The 16,775-nt window shown below is 64.3% G+C and carries 12 protein-coding genes; 11 read left to right on the top strand and 1 reads right to left on the bottom strand.

Annotation, left to right across the window (positions count from 1 at the left end; translation table 11 throughout):
* Positions 1–23: 23 nt before the first annotated feature.
* Complete coding sequence (hisF, locus tag AC1L6K_RS14550) at positions 24–794, top strand: imidazole glycerol phosphate synthase subunit HisF (protein WP_444530028.1); 771 nt, start codon at positions 24–26, stop codon at positions 792–794.
* Between the two features lie 128 nt (positions 795–922).
* Here hisF and AC1L6K_RS14545 read toward each other — a convergent pair whose 3' ends face one another.
* Positions 923–1,567, bottom strand: coding sequence for a TIGR03085 family metal-binding protein (locus AC1L6K_RS14545; protein WP_480952780.1), 645 nt, complete (start codon positions 1,565–1,567; stop codon positions 923–925).
* A gap of 147 nt (positions 1,568–1,714) precedes the next feature.
* Between AC1L6K_RS14545 and hisI the strand changes: the two genes are divergently transcribed.
* From hisI to AC1L6K_RS14495, 10 genes are all read left to right on the top strand, one after another.
* On the top strand, positions 1,715–2,131 hold the full coding sequence (gene hisI / locus AC1L6K_RS14540) for a phosphoribosyl-AMP cyclohydrolase (RefSeq protein WP_480949570.1): 417 nt from the start codon (positions 1,715–1,717) through the stop codon (positions 2,129–2,131).
* A gap of 56 nt (positions 2,132–2,187) precedes the next feature.
* Positions 2,188–3,741, top strand: a complete 1,554-nt coding sequence (locus AC1L6K_RS14535; protein WP_480949569.1) for an anthranilate synthase component I — start codon at positions 2,188–2,190, stop codon at positions 3,739–3,741.
* A complete protein-coding gene (locus AC1L6K_RS14530; protein ID WP_480949568.1) occupies positions 3,738–4,349 on the top strand; it encodes a Trp biosynthesis-associated membrane protein in 612 nt (203 codons plus the stop codon). Before AC1L6K_RS14535 ends, AC1L6K_RS14530 begins: the two co-directional genes overlap by 4 nt.
* A gap of 97 nt (positions 4,350–4,446) precedes the next feature.
* Positions 4,447–4,722 carry an HGxxPAAW family protein gene (locus AC1L6K_RS14525; protein WP_480949567.1) on the top strand — a complete coding sequence of 92 codons (276 nt, stop codon included), beginning with the start codon at positions 4,447–4,449 and terminating at the stop codon, positions 4,720–4,722.
* A 2-nt stretch (positions 4,723–4,724) separates the two neighbouring features.
* Positions 4,725–5,540 (top strand): indole-3-glycerol phosphate synthase TrpC, encoded by an 816-nt coding sequence (trpC, locus tag AC1L6K_RS14520; protein WP_480949566.1) that lies wholly within the window; start codon positions 4,725–4,727, stop codon positions 5,538–5,540.
* A gap of 132 nt (positions 5,541–5,672) precedes the next feature.
* Entirely contained in the window at positions 5,673–7,121 is a 1,449-nt protein-coding gene (gene trpB / locus AC1L6K_RS14515) for a tryptophan synthase subunit beta (protein WP_480949565.1), read from the top strand.
* Entirely contained in the window at positions 7,118–7,969 is an 852-nt protein-coding gene (gene trpA, locus AC1L6K_RS14510; protein ID WP_480949564.1) for a tryptophan synthase subunit alpha, read from the top strand. Before trpB ends, trpA begins: the two co-directional genes overlap by 4 nt.
* Complete coding sequence (lgt, locus tag AC1L6K_RS14505) at positions 7,969–9,240, top strand: prolipoprotein diacylglyceryl transferase (protein ID WP_480952779.1); 1,272 nt, start codon at positions 7,969–7,971, stop codon at positions 9,238–9,240. The genes trpA and lgt overlap by 1 nt, the downstream gene beginning before the upstream one ends.
* Before the next feature lie 1,450 nt (positions 9,241–10,690).
* Positions 10,691–15,256 (top strand): glutamate synthase large subunit, encoded by a 4,566-nt coding sequence (gltB, locus tag AC1L6K_RS14500; RefSeq protein ID WP_480952778.1) that lies wholly within the window; start codon positions 10,691–10,693, stop codon positions 15,254–15,256.
* Entirely contained in the window at positions 15,249–16,715 is a 1,467-nt protein-coding gene (locus tag AC1L6K_RS14495) for a glutamate synthase subunit beta (RefSeq protein ID WP_480949563.1), read from the top strand. Before gltB ends, AC1L6K_RS14495 begins: the two co-directional genes overlap by 8 nt.
* Positions 16,716–16,775 lie beyond the last annotated feature (60 nt).

The following is a 16,775-nucleotide window of genomic DNA, read 5'->3' as shown; positions in this document are numbered from 1 at the left end:
TCAAGACGAAGAAGGTACCTGCCATGAGTGTTGCCATCAGGGTCATTCCCTGCCTTGACGTCGACAACGGCCGGGTGGTCAAGGGCGTCAAGTTCCAGAACCTGCGTGACGCCGGGGATCCCGTTGAACTGGCGCAGCGGTACGACCGTGCCGGAGCCGACGAGCTGACGTTCCTGGACGTGACGGCGTCGTCAGGCAATCGTGAGACAACCTTTGACGTGGTGTCACGCGCAGCCGAGCAGATCTTCATTCCGCTGACGGTGGGCGGGGGAGTGCGTGAGGTGTCCGACGTCGACAAGCTCCTGCGCCATGGTGCCGACAAGGCCTCAATCAACACCGCAGCCATAGCCCGTCCCGCTGTCATCGACGAGATCACCCGGCGGTTCGGCTCCCAGGTGCTGGTGCTCAGCGTTGACGCGCGGCGCACCCAGGCCGGGAGCACGCCGTCGGGCTTTGAGGTCACAACCCACGGCGGCCGCAAGGGGACCGGGATTGATGCCATTGAATGGGCGAAGGAGGCTGCCGACCGCGGCGTGGGGGAGATCCTGCTGAACTCGATCGACGCCGACGGCACCAAGGAAGGCTTCGACCTGGAGCTGATCCGCCTGGTCCGGGCGGCCGTGCACATCCCGATCATCGCCTCGGGCGGTGCCGGCAAGCCAGAGCACTTCCCGCCGGCCGTGGCCGCCGGAGCCAACGCCGTGCTGGCCGCATCCGTGTTCCACTTTGGGCCGGACAGCGCCATCGCCGACGTCAAGAAGGCCATCCGCGACGCCGGCTACGAAGTCCGCTAAGCGCCCCGCCGCGACCCAACGCGGCGAACCCCACCGCCAACCACCGCGATCTAGCCCGCAGTTGTGGTTGCTGAATCAATCGAATCCGGTTGATTCAGCAACCACAACTGCGGCTCAGTTGTTTATGGCTAGGGGCCGACTTCAGCTGTCTGCAGCAGTGTGACGGCGTCGGGCTGACCCTCGAAGGAGACGAGTGCCTGGCCCGTGCGCCCGTTGGCGTGCATGAGCAGCTCGCCGGGATCGCCAATGATGGCCACCGACACCGGGGCGCGCTTGGCGACATGGCGAGGGCCTTCGGGATTGACAAGCACTATGCCCAGGTCGACGCTGCGGTACAGGATCGCTGCCCGCTTGAGCAGCTCGGCCCAGAGCGCCTCTGAGTAGTCGGCATCCAGTGAGCGGGGGGCCCATCGGTCGGTTGCACGCCTGACGTCCTCGGTGTGCACAAAGAATTCCGACAGGTTCGCATTGTGGTCAACCGACTTCAGCGCAAAGGGCGACATTTTGGGCGGGCCGGCACGGAACTTCTCCACCAGTGCCGCAAAGGATTCGGGCGTGCCGGATTCGGCTGCGAGCTTGGCAATGGCCTTCTCGGTGGCCTTTTTCCAAGGCTTCAACACCATCCCCAAACCCACGCGGGGATTGTGTTCGCGCAGGTAAAGGTGCGCGGCCAGTTCCTGGGTTCGCCATCCAGCGCACAGCGTGTCAGCTCCCGGCCCGGCTGCCAGCAGGGTCTCGGCGAGGAATTCACGGGAAGGTTCTACAAATTGCATCACTTTTGAAATTAGCATGTATTCGCCCGGGAGGGCACCAGGAACCGCCGCAAGGGGATGTCTAGTTGAGTATTGGCTGCGCCACGTAATCCAATCGGCGGCCGCGATGGCCCCCCGAAACTTTTTCTGGCACTAGAATTGGATGCGATGCAGCAAAGCCCAGAACCCCAGTCAACGGCAGTGAATTCCACCGGCCAGCCCCCCCTCGAGTTGCCCGCGGACGTCGCCGCGATGCTTAAACATGACGGTGCCGGCCTGGTGGCCGCCATCATCCAGCAGTTCGACAGCCAGGAAGTGCTCATGCTTGGCTGGATGGACGACGAGGCGCTGCGCCGCACACTCACCTCGGGCCGGGTCACGTTCTACTCCCGCTCACGGCAGGAGTATTGGCGCAAGGGCGACACCTCCGGCCATTTCCAGTACGTGAAGTCCGTGGCACTCGACTGCGACGGCGATGCCCTGTTGATCACTGTCGACCAGGTCGGGGCGGCCTGCCACACCGGCACGCACACCTGTTTCGATGCCCGGACGCTGGCCGCAGTAGTGGGCAGCCGCGGGGAATAATCCCGCCGCCCGTTTCGCCTCCTCCACCCGCTTGACTGAAGAAAGCCAAACATTCCATGCAAGATCTAGGTGTCATCAGCCCCACTTTGGCGGAATTCCGGGAATTGGCCCGGACCCGCAGGGTTGTTCCCGTTCATCTGAAAGTCCTCGCCGACGCGCAAACGCCCATCGGCCTCTACCGCTCCCTGGCGGCCGGGGCCCCCGGCACCTTCTTGATGGAATCGGCTGCCGTGGGCGGTGTCTGGTCGCGCTACTCCTTCATCGGCGTGCGTTCCAGCGCCACCCTGACAACTGACGACGGCGGGGCGTTCTGGCAGGGGCAGCCACCCGCGGGCGTGCCCCTGACAGGCAACCCCGTGGACGCCATGGAAGCCACGCTGAAGCTGCTGGCCACCGAGCGTTTTGAGGGGCTGCCGCCCTTCACCTCGGGCCTGGTGGGTTTTGTCGGCTGGGAGGCGGTGCGGCACTGGGAAAAACTGCCCACGCCGCCTCCCGACGACCTGCACCTGCCCGAAGTCGCCTTGAACCTGGTGGCCGACATGGCCGTACACGACAACAACGAAGGCACTGTGCTGTTGATCGCGAACGCCATCAATGCCAACGGCACCGACGACAACGTCGACGGCGCCTGGCATGACGCCGTCGCACGTGTCCGGACCATGGTGGACCAGCTGCGCAAACCGCTCGCCCAGCCCATGTCAGTGGTGGACGTCCCGGCCGCCAGCTTTGCCGAGAGCGTGCACGAGCAGTGGGACCGCAACGAGTACCTGAAGGCCTTGGACCTGGCCAAGGAGGCCATTGTTGACGGCGAGGTGTTCCAGGTGGTGGTTTCGCGCCGCTTTGAAATGGCCTGCGAAGCCTCTGCGCTGGACGTCTACAGGGTGCTGCGCAACACCAACCCCAGCCCCTACATGTACCTGTACAGCTTTGAGGACGCCCACGGCCAGCCGTACTCCATCGTCGGTTCCTCGCCCGAAGCGCTTGTCAGCGTGCTGGGCAGCGAAGTCATCACCCACCCCATCGCCGGATCACGCCCCCGCGGCGCCACCACCGAGGAAGACAAATGGCTGGCCAAGGACCTGCTGGCCGATGAGAAGGAACGCTCCGAACACTTGATGCTCGTGGACCTCTCCCGCAATGACCTCTCCAAGGTGTGTGTGCCGGGAACGGTCGATGTCACCCAGTTCATGGACGTTGAGCGCTTCAGCCACATCATGCACCTGGTCTCCACCGTGGTGGGGACACTGGACTCCGGCAAGAGCGCCTACGACGTGTTGGCGGCAACGTTCCCGGCCGGGACCCTGTCAGGGGCGCCCAAGCCTCGTGCCCTGCGCCTGCTGGACGAGCTCGAACCGATCCGGCGCGGCATTTACGGCGGCGTCGTCGGCTACCTGGACTTTGCCGGGGACATGGACATGGCCATCGCCATCCGCTCGGCCCTGCTGCGCGACGGCAAGGCGTATGTGCAGGCGGGCGGCGGCATTGTTGCTGATTCCGTGAATGAAACCGAGGCCGAGGAAACAGTCAACAAGGCGGCAGCGCCGCTGCGGGCAGTATATGCGGCCGCATCGCTGCGGGCCCTGGATGAGAACGCAGGAGACCACTCGTGAACACCGAACTTCCACACACCACGGCCAAGGCCGTCCCGGTCTGGCAGCGCAAGTCAACCTTGATCCTCCTGGCCGTCCTGGCGGCCCTGGCCGTTTTTGGCACGACAACGCAGACGTGGATCCATGTTGCCATTGGCCAGGGGGAAGTGGCCCAGACCGACCTTGACATCCCGGGCAGCAAGGCCGCCGTGGCCGTCTCGGCGCTGGCACTGGTGGCCCTGGCCGGGGCCCTGGCCACCAGCATTGCCGGGAAAATTGCCCGCATCGTCACCACAGCGATCGTGTTTCTGGGCGCGGCGGGGATTGTCGCCGTCGTGCTGGGAATTCTGGCCGATCCCGTGGCAGCAGCCATGACCGAAGTGGGTGCCGCAACAGGCATCGAGGGTCAGGGGTCGAACGCCACCACCACCATTTTCCCGGTCCTTGCGGTCGTGGCAGCCGTCGTGCTGGGGGTGGTTGCGCTGCTGATCCTGTGGTTCGGGCGTTCCTGGAGCGTGCGCACCAAGTACGACGCCGCCAACCAGGCCCCGGCGGGTGCCTCGGCCGAGCCGGTGGACGAGATTGACAGGTGGGACCAGCTCAGCCGCGGCGAGGACCCGACGGCATAAGTGCGGCACATGTCCGCGGGGCGTGCACCTTTCGGCGTCCACGGACAACTAATGGCAGAATGTATTTCAGTATCCGCGTTAAATAGGGAGATTTACCATGAGCAACAAGTCGGCTGCAACAGTATCCGTGCAAGAACCCATGGACCACAGTGTTGAACTGGGTCACGGCAACAGCCCGGCAGCCTGGAGCAGCGTCACTGTCATGCTGATCGGCACGATTATTGGTTGCATCGCCTTCGTCATTGGCGAAAGCGCCACCATGCTGTTTTGGATCGGCGTGGGCGTCATCGGCGTGGGCGTCATCCTCGGCCCGGTCCTGAAGGCCGCCGGCTTCGGTGTTGGCGGCAGCAAGCTGAAGAGCAACGGCCACTAGCAGTGAGTGTATTGCTCGACATCATCGACGGTGTCCGGAAGGACATGGTGGCCCGGCAGGCGCAAGTCAGCCTGGCCGAGCTGCAGGAGCAGGTCAGGACCACGGCCCCGGCCCTGGACGCCTGGGCCGTGCTCGGCGGCGAATCCGCCTCCCGGCCGGATCTGAAGGTCTTTGCCGAGGTCAAGCGCCGGAGCCCCTCCAAGGGCGACCTGGCCGGCATCGCCGACCCGGCAGCCTTGGCAGCCCTGTACCAGGCCGGCGGGGCGTCCGTCATCAGCGTGCTCACCGAACAACACCGCTTCGGCGGCTCGCTGGCCGATCTTGACGCGGTCCGGGCAGCCGTGGACATTCCGGTGCTCCGCAAGGATTTCACCTGCGACGAGTACATGATCTGGGAAGCCCGCGCCCACGGCGCGGACCTGGTCCTGCTCATTGTTGCCGCTCTCAGCGATGCGGAGCTGGGCAGCTACCTGGCCCTGACCCACGAACTGGGCATGAACGCGGTCGTGGAAACACACACCGCGGAAGAGATCGACCGGGCTGTGGCCGTTGGGGCCAGGATCATTGGCATCAATGTCCGCAACCTGAAAACCCTGGATGTGGACCGCGGCGTGTTTGCCGCGCTGGCCGGAAACATTCCGGCCGGACCCATCGTGGTGGCCGAATCAGGTGTCCGTGACGTGTCCGACGTCGAGCATTACAGTGCCCACGGGGCCCACGCCATTCTGGTGGGTGAGGCGCTCGTGAAGGATTCAACCCCCCGCGAACGGATTGCCGAATTCAAGGCTGCCGGGGCGCTGGCAATCAGCGCACGGTAGTGCAGGGCCCGTCCGGCAACGGGCGGGCCCTTCGCCCCGGCGCACCGGCTGCACGGGGCCGGCAGACACACCCGCAGGCGCCACCGCGCATAGACAATGAAGTGCACAACTATCCAGGAACAGGTGGAATTGATGGCTCAAGTGCCAGCAGCTTCGTCACAGGATCCCGCTGACATGGTGGATCCGGCAACAGCTTTCCTGCAGGGCGGCGTCCCTGCAGGCTCAACACCCGAGCCTTCGCTGCGGCACGCGCCCGGCCCCTACTTTGGGAGCTACGGCGGCCGGTGGATGCCGGAATCGCTCATTGCCGCCCTGGATGAGATCGAGGAAACTTTTGAAAAAGCAAAAGTTGACCCTGAATTCTTGGCAGAAATCGCTGACCTTAACAAGAACTACTCCGGCCGGCCGTCGCTGCTGACCGAGGCAAAGCGCTTCAGCGCCCACGCCGGAGGAGCTCGCGTATTCCTCAAGCGTGAAGACCTCAACCACACTGGTTCTCACAAGATCAATAACGTCCTGGGCCAGGCCTTGTTGGCCAAGCGCATGGGCAAGACCCGCATCATCGCGGAGACCGGTGCCGGTCAGCACGGTGTGGCCAGCGCCACCGCGGCCGCCCTGTTGGGCCTTGAATGCGTTGTGTACATGGGTGCCGAAGACTGCCGCCGCCAGGCGCTGAACGTAGCCCGCATGCAGCTGCTCGGCGCAACGGTGGTGCCCGTCACAAACGGCTCGCAGACGCTCAAGGACGCCATCAATGACGCCCTGCGCGACTGGGTCGCCAACGTGGAGAACACGCACTACGTTCTCGGCACGGTTTCGGGGGCCCATCCGTTCCCGGCCATGGTCCGTTTCTTCCATGAGGTCATCGGCGAGGAAGCCCGCGGCCAGATTATCGATCAAATCGGCCGGCTGCCCGACGCCGTCTGCGCCTGCATCGGCGGCGGCTCCAACGCGATCGGCCTGTTCCACGGTTTTCTCGACGACACTGCCGTCAAGATTTACGGTTTTGAGGCAGCCGGTGACGGCGTCGACACCGGCCGCCATGCGGCCACCATCACCCTGGGGCGCCCCGGCGTGCTGCACGGTGCGCGCACCTACCTGATGCAGGACGACGACGGCCAAACCATCGAGTCGCACTCCATCTCGGCGGGACTTGACTACCCGGGCGTTGGCCCCGAGCACTCCTACCTCCACGACATTGGCCGGGTCACCTACGAGGCCATTACCGACACCGAAGCCATGGACGCCTTCAAGCTGCTGTGCCGCACCGAAGGCATCATCCCGGCCATTGAGTCCGCACACGCCCTGGCCGGTGCCTTGACGGTGGGCCAGCGCCTCGTCGTCGACGCCGCGAAGCCCGAAGACGTGGTGATCATCGTCAACCTCTCGGGCCGCGGTGACAAGGACGTGCAGACGGCGGCCGAGTGGTTCGACATGCTCGATGAGGACGGCAATGTGAAGGGCACCATGCTTTCCACCCGGAGCGCGAAGGGTGCAGCCCACGGGGGAGGCGCCGCTTCCGGTGCCGACGCTTCGGCGGGCAGTGCAGCCGCGGATATCAATGCAGAGGATGCCCAATGAGTGAGACAAACACCAACACGGCCGGACCTGGCGTGATTGCCAGCAAGTCTGCGGCCGCCATCGACAGGGCCAAGGCTGCAGGGCGCAAGGCCCTGATCGCCTACCTGCCGGCGGGGTTCCCCGACAGGCAGGGCTCCATCGACGCGGCCATTGCAGTGGCCCGCAACGGCGCCGACATCATTGAAATCGGCATCCCGTACTCCGACCCCGTCATGGACGGTGCCGTCATCCAGGCAGCAACCACACAGGCTTTGGAGAACGGCTTCCACGTTGCCGATGTTTTTGACATCGTTGCCGCCATCACGGCTGAAACGGACGCAGCCGTCATGGTCATGACCTACTGGAATCCCGTCATGCGCATGGGCGTTGACGAATTTTCCCGCCGCCTGGCTGAAGCCGGCGGCGCCGGCCTGATCACCCCGGACTTGATTCCGGACGAGGCGGCCGAGTGGTTCGCCGCCTCCGACAAGTACGGCCTTGACCGCGTGTTCCTGGTGGCGCCGTCCTCCACGCCGGAACGTGTGGCCATGACAGTTGCGGCATCGCGCGGGTTCGTCTACGCCGTGTCCATCATGGGCGTCACCGGCGCCCGCAGCTCCGTCTCCACCGCAGCCGAAGCAGTCGTCGCCGCGGCGCATGCCGCCGGCGCCGAACGCGCCTGCGTGGGCCTGGGCGTGTCCCAGGCCAAGCATGTCCGCGAGATTGCCGCCTATGCTGACGGTGTCATTGTCGGCACGGCACTGGTTGCCGCACTGCGCGACGGCGGCGTGCCCGCCGTCGGCGCCTTGGCCAAGGAACTCAGCTCCGGCTTTGCAGCCCCCTCCACCACGGAAGCAGCCACCCTGTGATTTCGTCTCTCGCGCCCCATGCCCTCGCGGCCTCCATCCCGGCCCCCGCATGGTCTGGATTTGACGTTGGCCCGCTGCGCATCCACGCCTATGCGCTGTGCATCCTGCTGGGCATCGTCGCAGCACTCTGGCTGACCGACGTCCGCTGGAAGCGCCGCGGCGGCCCCGAAGGCTCCATTTGGGACATCGCCATCTGGGCGATTCCCTTTGGCATCATCGGCGGCCGGCTCTACCATGTCTTCTCCTCGCCCGAGGCTTATTTCGGCCCCGGCTTTGACGGTACCGGCGACCTTTCCCTGATACCGCAAATCTGGCTTGGCGGCCTGGGCATCTGGGGTGCCGTCGTGCTCGGCGTGGTGGGTGCCTGGATCGGCTGCCGCCGCGCAAACGTGAAGATTTCGGCGTTCATTGACGCCGCAGCCCCGGGAATCCTGCTCGCGCAGGCCATCGGGCGCTGGGGCAACTACTTCAACCAGGAACTCTTTGGCGGCCCCACCACCCTGCCGTGGGGCCTGAGCGTTTCGCCCGAATTTGTGCCCGCAGGCTACAGCCCCGACACCTTGTTCCACCCCACATTCCTGTACGAATGTGTCTGGAACCTGCTGGGTGTCGTCGTTCTGCTGCTCGTGGACCGCAAGCTGAAGCTGCGCAGCGGCCGACTGTTCCTGCTCTACGCAATGATCTACACCGCAGGCCGGGTGTGGATTGAAATGCTGCGCATTGACACAGCCGAACAAATCACCTTCTTCGGCGTCACCGCCCGTCTTAACGTGTGGACGAGCATTGTTGTCTTCGTGGTGGCCTTGGTCGCCTTCCTGGTGATTACGTACGCGAGTCGTGGCAGGGACAACGAGTCCGTGTACCTGGCCGGGCGCGAACCCGCCATGGTGGGTGCAGCCGTCGACGAGACCATTGCGGAGAAGGTCGCCGCGGGTGCCAAGGCTTCCGAGACTGGGTTGTCGAAGGACGCTGCGTCGTCAAAGGAGACTGCGGCAACGGCCAAGGACGACGACGTCGAACCCGCCGGCAGGCCTTCCGGCAACAGCGCTGTGGCTGGGTCCGTGACGGACTCCGCGCAGGAGTCGGCGGCGGACGAGGGCAAGGCCGCAGCGGCTGACAAGTCTGAGATTGAAGATGTGTCCGCGGCTGACGCTGCTTCCTGGACGAGGACGGACGCCGATGCCGGCGCCCGTGACGCTGCCAAGGTCGACGAGTCCCGGCCTGCCGGAGCAACCGACAGCGCTGAGCGCGATCAGGCAAAGGATGCCTGAGCAATAGCTGCTGCGCCCAGCTGTTGGGCCATGAAGGGTTGAGCGTTCCATAAAAGGGCGGTCCCGGGATTCCGGGGCCGCCCTTTTGCATGGATGCACCTAATACTTGAAGGCAGTTGTCCCATTGGCAGGCCGGTCCGTACTACGGGCCGTAACTGATGCGTGCCTTCGCCAGTGGCTGGGTCGCGTCAGTTGTGACATGGCGAGATCCGGGGTGGCCCGTTGGATGGGCAGCTGCCAGGTTGCCACGCCAAGCGCTGCCGGGGTCTTGAACGGGCACCTCGGCCGGGGCACGTTCTCCGATGTCCGCGCCGAGGTCCGCGCCGAGGGCAATGCAAGGGGCATGGGCGCCGGTTGCGGCGGGCTGTCCATTCAGATTCAGGGCAAAGTTGTGCGTGGCAGCCCGGGCCGTTTTGAGTGTGCCGGAATGTGGTGTGGCATTGATTGCTTCGCCGCCATCCGCAGACAGCCGGGTCCCCGTGCCGGCGACCCGGCTAGCAGGCACGTCCGCCTGAAAAGCTGTGACTGCACCATCGGGCGTCGAGTCGATGTCGGGGCGCAGCTGCTCCACCGTCAGTTACTGGCCACCGTTTACTTTCGCAGGTGTACGGGAATGTTGTGCCAGAGGGTGTGCTTCGTCGAGAATGACCCGGAGCCGTCTCCTGCGGCTTCACGTTTCGCCGAGAAAGGTCCTTGGTCGCGAGAATGCGTCGAAGATACGCCGTCTCGCGGGCTTGAGCCATTTTCTACGAAGCAGCCTCAGAACTGTGCGGGCTTGGCCCCTTCTCGGTGTATTCGGATTTCAACGCCGGGGGAGCCGCTTCGATCGAATGATCTGGCATTTCAAACAACGGCAGTAAGGCCAGGGCGGCGCGGACTGCGTCTCGGCCGACAACTTCCCTGGACGAAAGCGGCGTGGCCAATGGGCAGCGTAATCCAGGACTAGACATATCTGCGCGAGCGTTTGGGAAAAACGCCCCATATCTGCGCGAGCGTTTGGAGGGGGAGCCTGTCAGTGGGTTGGCAGCTCCGTTGGAAGCCGGGAAATACGCTGGAGACAGCCATGTTCGCCCAAAAATATTACTGATCGTGCATAGACTTCCAAGATATAAGATCAGTATATTCCGTTGCTTCCGGCGGCGATATAGTGAAACACGCCGCGCAGGGAGTTGTGACCCAAACATCCAGTCTCCTTTGTGCAAGTGCACTAGAAACCACCCGTTCTGCTGCATGGGCGCCTGCTGAGCAGTTCCGGAGACTTCCGGGCAGCCCCGGGCAGTACGGAAACAAAGCAGCACCGTTGAGGAGGATCCGCTTTCCCAACGACCGGGCCAGCGTCGTCCCCACGAATCGCTCCAACAAGGGGAAGGACCTACACGTCGTGACACGGACCAAAGCACGTGACTCCCACCAAACACCGGCCGTATCGCCGTTCACCCGCTTCGCCGGCATGCCGGAACAGGCGGGCCTCTACCGCCCGGAATCCGAGAAGGACGCCTGTGGCCTGGCCATCGTTGCCACCCTGCGTGGCATCCCGGAACACGATATTGTGCAGAAGGCCCTCATTGCCCTGCGCAACCTTGAGCACCGGGGCGCCGTAGGCGCCGACGAAGGAACTGGCGACGGTGCCGGCATTCTGACCCAGGTCCCCGATGAATTCTTCCGCGCTGTCGTCGGCTTTGAGCTGCCCGCCCCTGGAAACTACGCCGTTGGCACCGCATTCCTGCCAGTTGAGCCCGTCGAGCTGGCAGCGGCAAAGGCCGACCTGGAGGAGCTGGCCGAAAGCGAAGGGCTGCGCGTCCTAGGCTGGCGTGAAGTTCCGGTGGTCAGCGACCTTGTTGGGGCCAGCGCGCTTGCCTGCATGCCCCACTTCAGCCAGCTGTTCGTGGCCCTGGCCAAGGAGCCTGCGCAGCCCCTGGATGTGCTCACGGCCAACGTCCTGGACGGCAAGGCATTCCGGCTGCGCAAGCGTGCCCAGCAAAAGTCCGGTGTGTACTTCCCGTCGTTGTCCTCCAAGACCATTGTTTACAAAGGCATGCTGACAACCGCCCAGGTGGAGCCGTTCTACACGGACCTCTCCGATCCGCGCTTCGCCACCAAGCTGGCCATTGTTCACTCGCGCTTCTCCACGAACACGTTCCCGTCCTGGCCCTTGGCCCAGCCGTTCCGCACCATTGCGCACAACGGTGAAATCAACACCGTCAAGGGCAACCGGAACTGGATGCGCGCCCGCCAGTCCACCATGGCCCACCCGCTGCTGGGGGAGAACCCCGAGGAACTGTTCCCCGTCTGCACCCCGGGAGCCTCTGACTCTGCTTCCTTTGATGAGGTGGCCGAGCTCTTGTGGCTGTCGGGCCGCCCCATCACCGAGGCCGTCATGATGATGATCCCGGAGGCCTGGGAAAATCACACCACCATGGACCCCGCCCGCAAGGCGTTTTACGAGTACCACTCGCTCTTGATGGAGCCGTGGGATGGTCCCGCCGCCGTGTCGTTCACCGACGGCAACCTGGTTGGTGCAACCCTTGACCGCAACGGCCTGCGCCCGGCCCGTTTTTGGGTCACCGACGATGGCCTTGTGGTGCTGGCCTCCGAGGTTGGCGTCCTGGACCTTGACCCGGCAACGATCGTGCAGAAGGGCCGCGTCTCTCCCGGCACCATGTTCCTTGTTGACACCGACAAGGGCGAGCTCATCAGCGATGAGACAGTCAAGTCCGAGGCGGCAGCGGCACACCCGTACGAGAGCTGGGCCAAGGAAAACACCATCCAGCTCGCAGACCTGCCCGAGCGTGAGCACGTCATCCACACGAGCTCCTCGGTCCTGCACCGTCAGCGCACCTTCGGCTACACCACCGAGGAGCTGAAGATCCTGCTGGGTCCCATGGCCAAGGCCGGTGCCGAGCCGCTCGGCGCCATGGGAACCGACACGCCCGTTGCGGTGCTGTCCGAGCGCCCGCGCCTGCTGTTTGATTACTTTGTGCAGCAGTTCGCGCAGGTCACGAACCCGCCGTTGGACGCGATTCGCGAGGAGCTCGTCACCTCGCTGCACTCCACGATCGGTCCACAGGGAAACCTGCTCTCACGCAACAAGGTCACCGCCCCGCAACTGGCGCTGAATTTCCCCGTGATCGACAACGATGAACTGGCCAAGATTGCCAACATGGAAACGCCCCTGGCAGCCGATGGCTCCGGAGGCGAAAAGATCTCCATGAAGGTTCGCGGTCTCTACAAGGTCGACGGCGGTGCGCCCGCCCTGCGTGCCCGCCTGTCCGAGATTGGTGAGCAAATCTCCGGCGCCATCAACCGCGGCGTGCAGTACATTGTGCTGTCTGACAGGGATTCCTCCGCTGTGTGGGCCCCGATCCCGTCACTGCTGCTTTTGAGCGCCGTGCACCACCACTTGCTGCGCAGCGCGAATCGCACCAAGGTTTCCTTGGTGGTGGAGGCCGCCGACGTCCGCGAGGTTCACCATGTAGCCGTTCTGGTTGGATATGGCGCTGCCGCCGTCAATCCTTACCTGGCCATGGAATCGGTTGAGGAACTCATCCGCAACGAGGACGTCACCGGGGTCACCCCAAGCGAGGGTGTCCGGAACCTGATCAAGGGCCTGGGCAAGGGCGTCTTGAAGATCATGTCCAAGATGGGCATCTCCACCGTGTCCTCCTACTGCGGCGCACAAACCTTCGAGGCACTGGGCCTGTCCCAGGACCTCATCAACGAGTACTTCACCGGCACCGTGACCCAGCTCGGCGGCGTCGGCCTTGACGTCATCGCCAAGGAAGTTTCCGCACGCCACATCCTTGCGTACCCCGTTGATGGTGTGGACGTTCCGCACCGCCCGCTCCTTGGCGGCGGCGAATACCAGTGGCGCCGTGACGGCGAACCTCACCTGTTCAACCCGGACACGGTGTTCCGCCTGCAGCACGCCACGCGTGAGCGCCGCTACGACATCTTCAAGAAGTACACCCAGGGCGTTGACGAGCAGTCCAACAAGCTCATGACGTTCCGCGGCCTGCTCACGTTCAAGGACGGACAGCGTCCGCCCGTGCCGCTGGACGAAGTTGAATCGGTCAGCAGTATTGTGAAGCGGTTCTCCACTGGTGCCATGAGCTATGGCTCCATCTCCCAGGAGGCCCACCAGACCCTCGCCATCGCCATGAACCGGTTGGGCGCCAAGTCCAACACCGGTGAGGGCGGCGAGGATGTCGAGCGCCTCCTGGACCCGGAGCGCCGCAGCGCCATCAAGCAGGTGGCCTCGGGCCGTTTCGGTGTCACCAGCCTGTACCTGAGCAACGCCGAGGACATCCAGATCAAGATGGCCCAGGGTGCCAAGCCCGGCGAGGGCGGCCAGCTCATGGCCAAAAAGGTCTACCCGTGGATCGCCGAAACACGTCACTCCACACCCGGTGTCGGCTTGATCTCGCCGCCGCCGCACCACGACATTTACTCGATCGAGGACCTGGCGCAGCTCATTTACGACTGCAAGCGGGCCAACCCGAGCGCCCGGGTGCACGTGAAGCTTGTCTCCGAAATGGGGATTGGCACAGTGGCCTCCGGCGTGACCAAGGCCAAGGCCGACGTCGTACTGGTGTCAGGGCACGACGGCGGAACCGGCGCCAGCCCGCTGAACTCACTTAAGCATGCAGGCATGCCGTGGGAGTTGGGCTTGGCCGAAACCCAGCAGACGCTGCGCCTGAACGGGCTGCGCGAGCGGGTTGTGGTTCAGGTTGACGGCCAGCTCAAGACCGGCCGTGACGTCATCATCGCGGCACTGCTTGGCGCCGAGGAATACGGTTTCGCCACTGCACCGCTGGTGGTTTCCGGCTGTGTCATGATGCGGGTCTGCCACCTTGACACCTGCCCCGTCGGTGTTGCCACGCAGAACCCCGAGCTTCGCCAGCGCTTCACCGGCAAGCCGGAATTTGTGGTCAACTTCTTCGAGTTCCTGGCCGAGGAAGTCCGCGAACTTCTGGCCGAACTCGGGTTCCGCAGCCTCGAGGAAGCCATTGGCCAGTCCAGCACGCTCGACATCAAGGCCGCGCTGAACCACTGGAAGACCCAGGGCCTGGACTTGAGCCCCATCCTTTCCGATGCCGGGGTGCCGGCAAGTGCTCCCGTCCGTCATCTGACCAACCAGAACCACGAGCTGGACAAGCACTTTGACCAGCAGCTGATTACGATGAGCGCCGAGGCCCTGAGTGACCGTGCGCCGGTGAAGATCAGCGTCCCTGTCATCAACACGGACAGGTCCGTCGGAACCCTGTTGGGCCACCACGTGACCAAGACGTTCGGCATTGACGTACTGGGTCCTGACACGATCGACGTGACGCTGACCGGCCAGGCCGGCCAGTCACTGGGCGCGTTCCTGCCGGCCGGCATCACCCTGCGCCTGCTCGGGGATGCCAACGACTATGTCGGCAAGGGCCTTTCCGGCGGCCGGATCACCGTCCGCCCCGACCGCAGCAGCCCGTTCGTGGCAGCCGAGAACGTCATTGCCGGCAACGTGATTGGCTACGGTGCCACCAGCGGTGAGATGTTCCTTCGCGGAATTGTGGGGGAGCGGTTCCTGGTCCGCAACTCAGGCGCGACGGCAGTTGTTGAAGGCATTGGTGATCACGGTTGTGAGTACATGACAGGAGGCCGCACCTTGATCCTTGGCCCCACGGGACGCAACTTTGGTGCCGGCATGTCCGGTGGCACGGCCTACGTGCTGGACCTGGTGCCCAGCCGCGTCAACAAGGTCGCACTTGACTCCGGGGAACTCAAGCTCCTTGAGCTCGACGGCGCCGACCAGGAATTGGTCTGCTCGCTGTTGCAGCGCCATGTTGATGAGACGGAATCGGAGACGGCCGCAGCATTGCTGGCGGACTTCCCGGCGACCGTGGCCCGCATCACCAAGGTGCTTCCCCGCGATTACGCAGCAGTATTGGAAACCCGCTTGGCAGCAGCCGAGCTGGGCGAAGACCCGGACGGGGCAACTGTCTGGCAGAAAATTTTGGAGGTCACCGGTGGCTGATCCGCACGGTTTCTTGAACAATCGGGAACGCATCACCCAAACCCGCCGGCCCGTTCCGGTCCGCATCATGGACTGGAAGGAAGTCTACGAGGCGCAGGAAAAGGGTGTGCTGAAGACCCAGGCGGGACGTTGCATGGACTGTGGCATACCGTTCTGCCACCAGGGCTGCCCACTGGGCAACCTCATTCCGGAATGGAACGACCTCACGTGGCGTGACAAGGGCCAGGAGGCCATTGAACGGCTGCACGCAACGAACAACTTCCCTGAGTTCACCGGGCGGCTCTGCCCCGCGCCGTGTGAAACCTCCTGTGTCTTGGGCATCAACCAGCCTGCCGTGACCATCAAACAGGTTGAGGTGTCCATCATCGATGAGGCCTTCAACCAGGATTGGGTCCAACCGCTGCCCCCGGCCCGGCTCACAGGCAAGACGGTCGCCGTCGTGGGTTCAGGCCCGGCAGGGCTGGCAGCCGCCCAGCAGCTGTCCCGCACCGGCCACACGGTTGCCGTGTATGAACGTGACGACAGGATCGGCGGGCTGCTGCGCTATGGCATCCCGGACTTCAAGCTGGAAAAGGAAAGCGTGGATCGCCGCGTGGAGCAGATGTCCGCGGAGGGCACCCGCTTCCGCACCGGCGTCGAGGTTGGCAAGGACATTGGCTGGGACGAGCTGCGCCGGCGATATGACGCCGTCGTGGTGTGCACCGGGGCAACCGTGCCGCGTGACTTGCCCATTCCCGGCCGGGGCCTGAGCGGCGTGCATTTCGCCATGGACTACCTCGTGCAGGCCAACAAGACTGTCGCGGGGGACTCCCTTGTCGGTGGCTCCGCGGGACACATTGATGCCCGCGGGAAGCATGTGGTCATTCTGGGCGGCGGCGACACCGGGGCCGACTGCCTTGGCACGGCCCACCGCCAGCAGGCGGCATCCGTGACAACGCTTGCCATCGGGGCCCAGCCGCCGGTGGAACGCAGCGCAGCCCAGCCATGGCCCACCTTCCCCAACCTCTTTGAGGTGGCAAGCGCCCATGAAGAGGGCGGCGAGCGGACCTACCTGGCCTCCACTGTTGAATTCATGGGCCAGGACGGTGTCCTGACCGGACTGAAGATAGCCCAGACCGAATATGTCGACGGCCGCAGGGTCCCGAAGGAAGGGACCGAGCGGATCATTCCGGCGGACTTGGTGCTTTTGGCGCTGGGGTTCACGGGGCCGGAGTCGGCCGAACTGGTCCACCAGCTCCCCGTGACCTTGGATGCGCGCTCAAATGTTAACCGTGATGGATATTACATGACGGGCCGGGACGGTGTCTTTGCCGCGGGGGACGCGGGGCGCGGCCAATCCTTGATTGTGTGGGCGATAGCAGAAGGCCGGGCGTGTGCCGCCGCAGTCGACAAGTACCTGATGGGCGAAACTTTCCTGCCCGCGCCCGTCTCACCCAGTGATTCGGCTATCAGTGTCTAGCGGCAAGACGATAGGCTGTCTGGGGGCACCAAAGATTTCTGCTGAAAACCACACACGAGG

It is taken from the genome of Specibacter sp. BI4, from assembly GCF_056680095.1.
This window is presented reverse-complemented; position numbering and strand designations above follow the sequence as displayed.

Bases quoted from the DNA above. Each gene is read 5' to 3' on its own strand.
- hisF (WP_444530028.1), top strand. From the start codon at position 24: ATGAGTGTTGCCATCAGGGTCATTCCCTGCCTTGACGTCGACAACGGC.
- AC1L6K_RS14545 (WP_480952780.1), bottom strand. From the start codon at position 1,567: ATGCAATTTGTAGAACCTTCCCGTGAATTCCTCGCCGAGACCCTGCTG.
- hisI (WP_480949570.1), top strand. From the start codon at position 1,715: ATGCAGCAAAGCCCAGAACCCCAGTCAACGGCAGTGAATTCCACCGGC.
- AC1L6K_RS14535 (WP_480949569.1), top strand. From the start codon at position 2,188: ATGCAAGATCTAGGTGTCATCAGCCCCACTTTGGCGGAATTCCGGGAA.
- AC1L6K_RS14525 (WP_480949567.1), top strand. From the start codon at position 4,447: ATGAGCAACAAGTCGGCTGCAACAGTATCCGTGCAAGAACCCATGGAC.
- trpB (WP_480949565.1), top strand. From the start codon at position 5,673: ATGGCTCAAGTGCCAGCAGCTTCGTCACAGGATCCCGCTGACATGGTG.
- trpA (WP_480949564.1), top strand. From the start codon at position 7,118: ATGAGTGAGACAAACACCAACACGGCCGGACCTGGCGTGATTGCCAGC.
- gltB (WP_480952778.1), top strand. From the start codon at position 10,691: ATGCCGGAACAGGCGGGCCTCTACCGCCCGGAATCCGAGAAGGACGCC.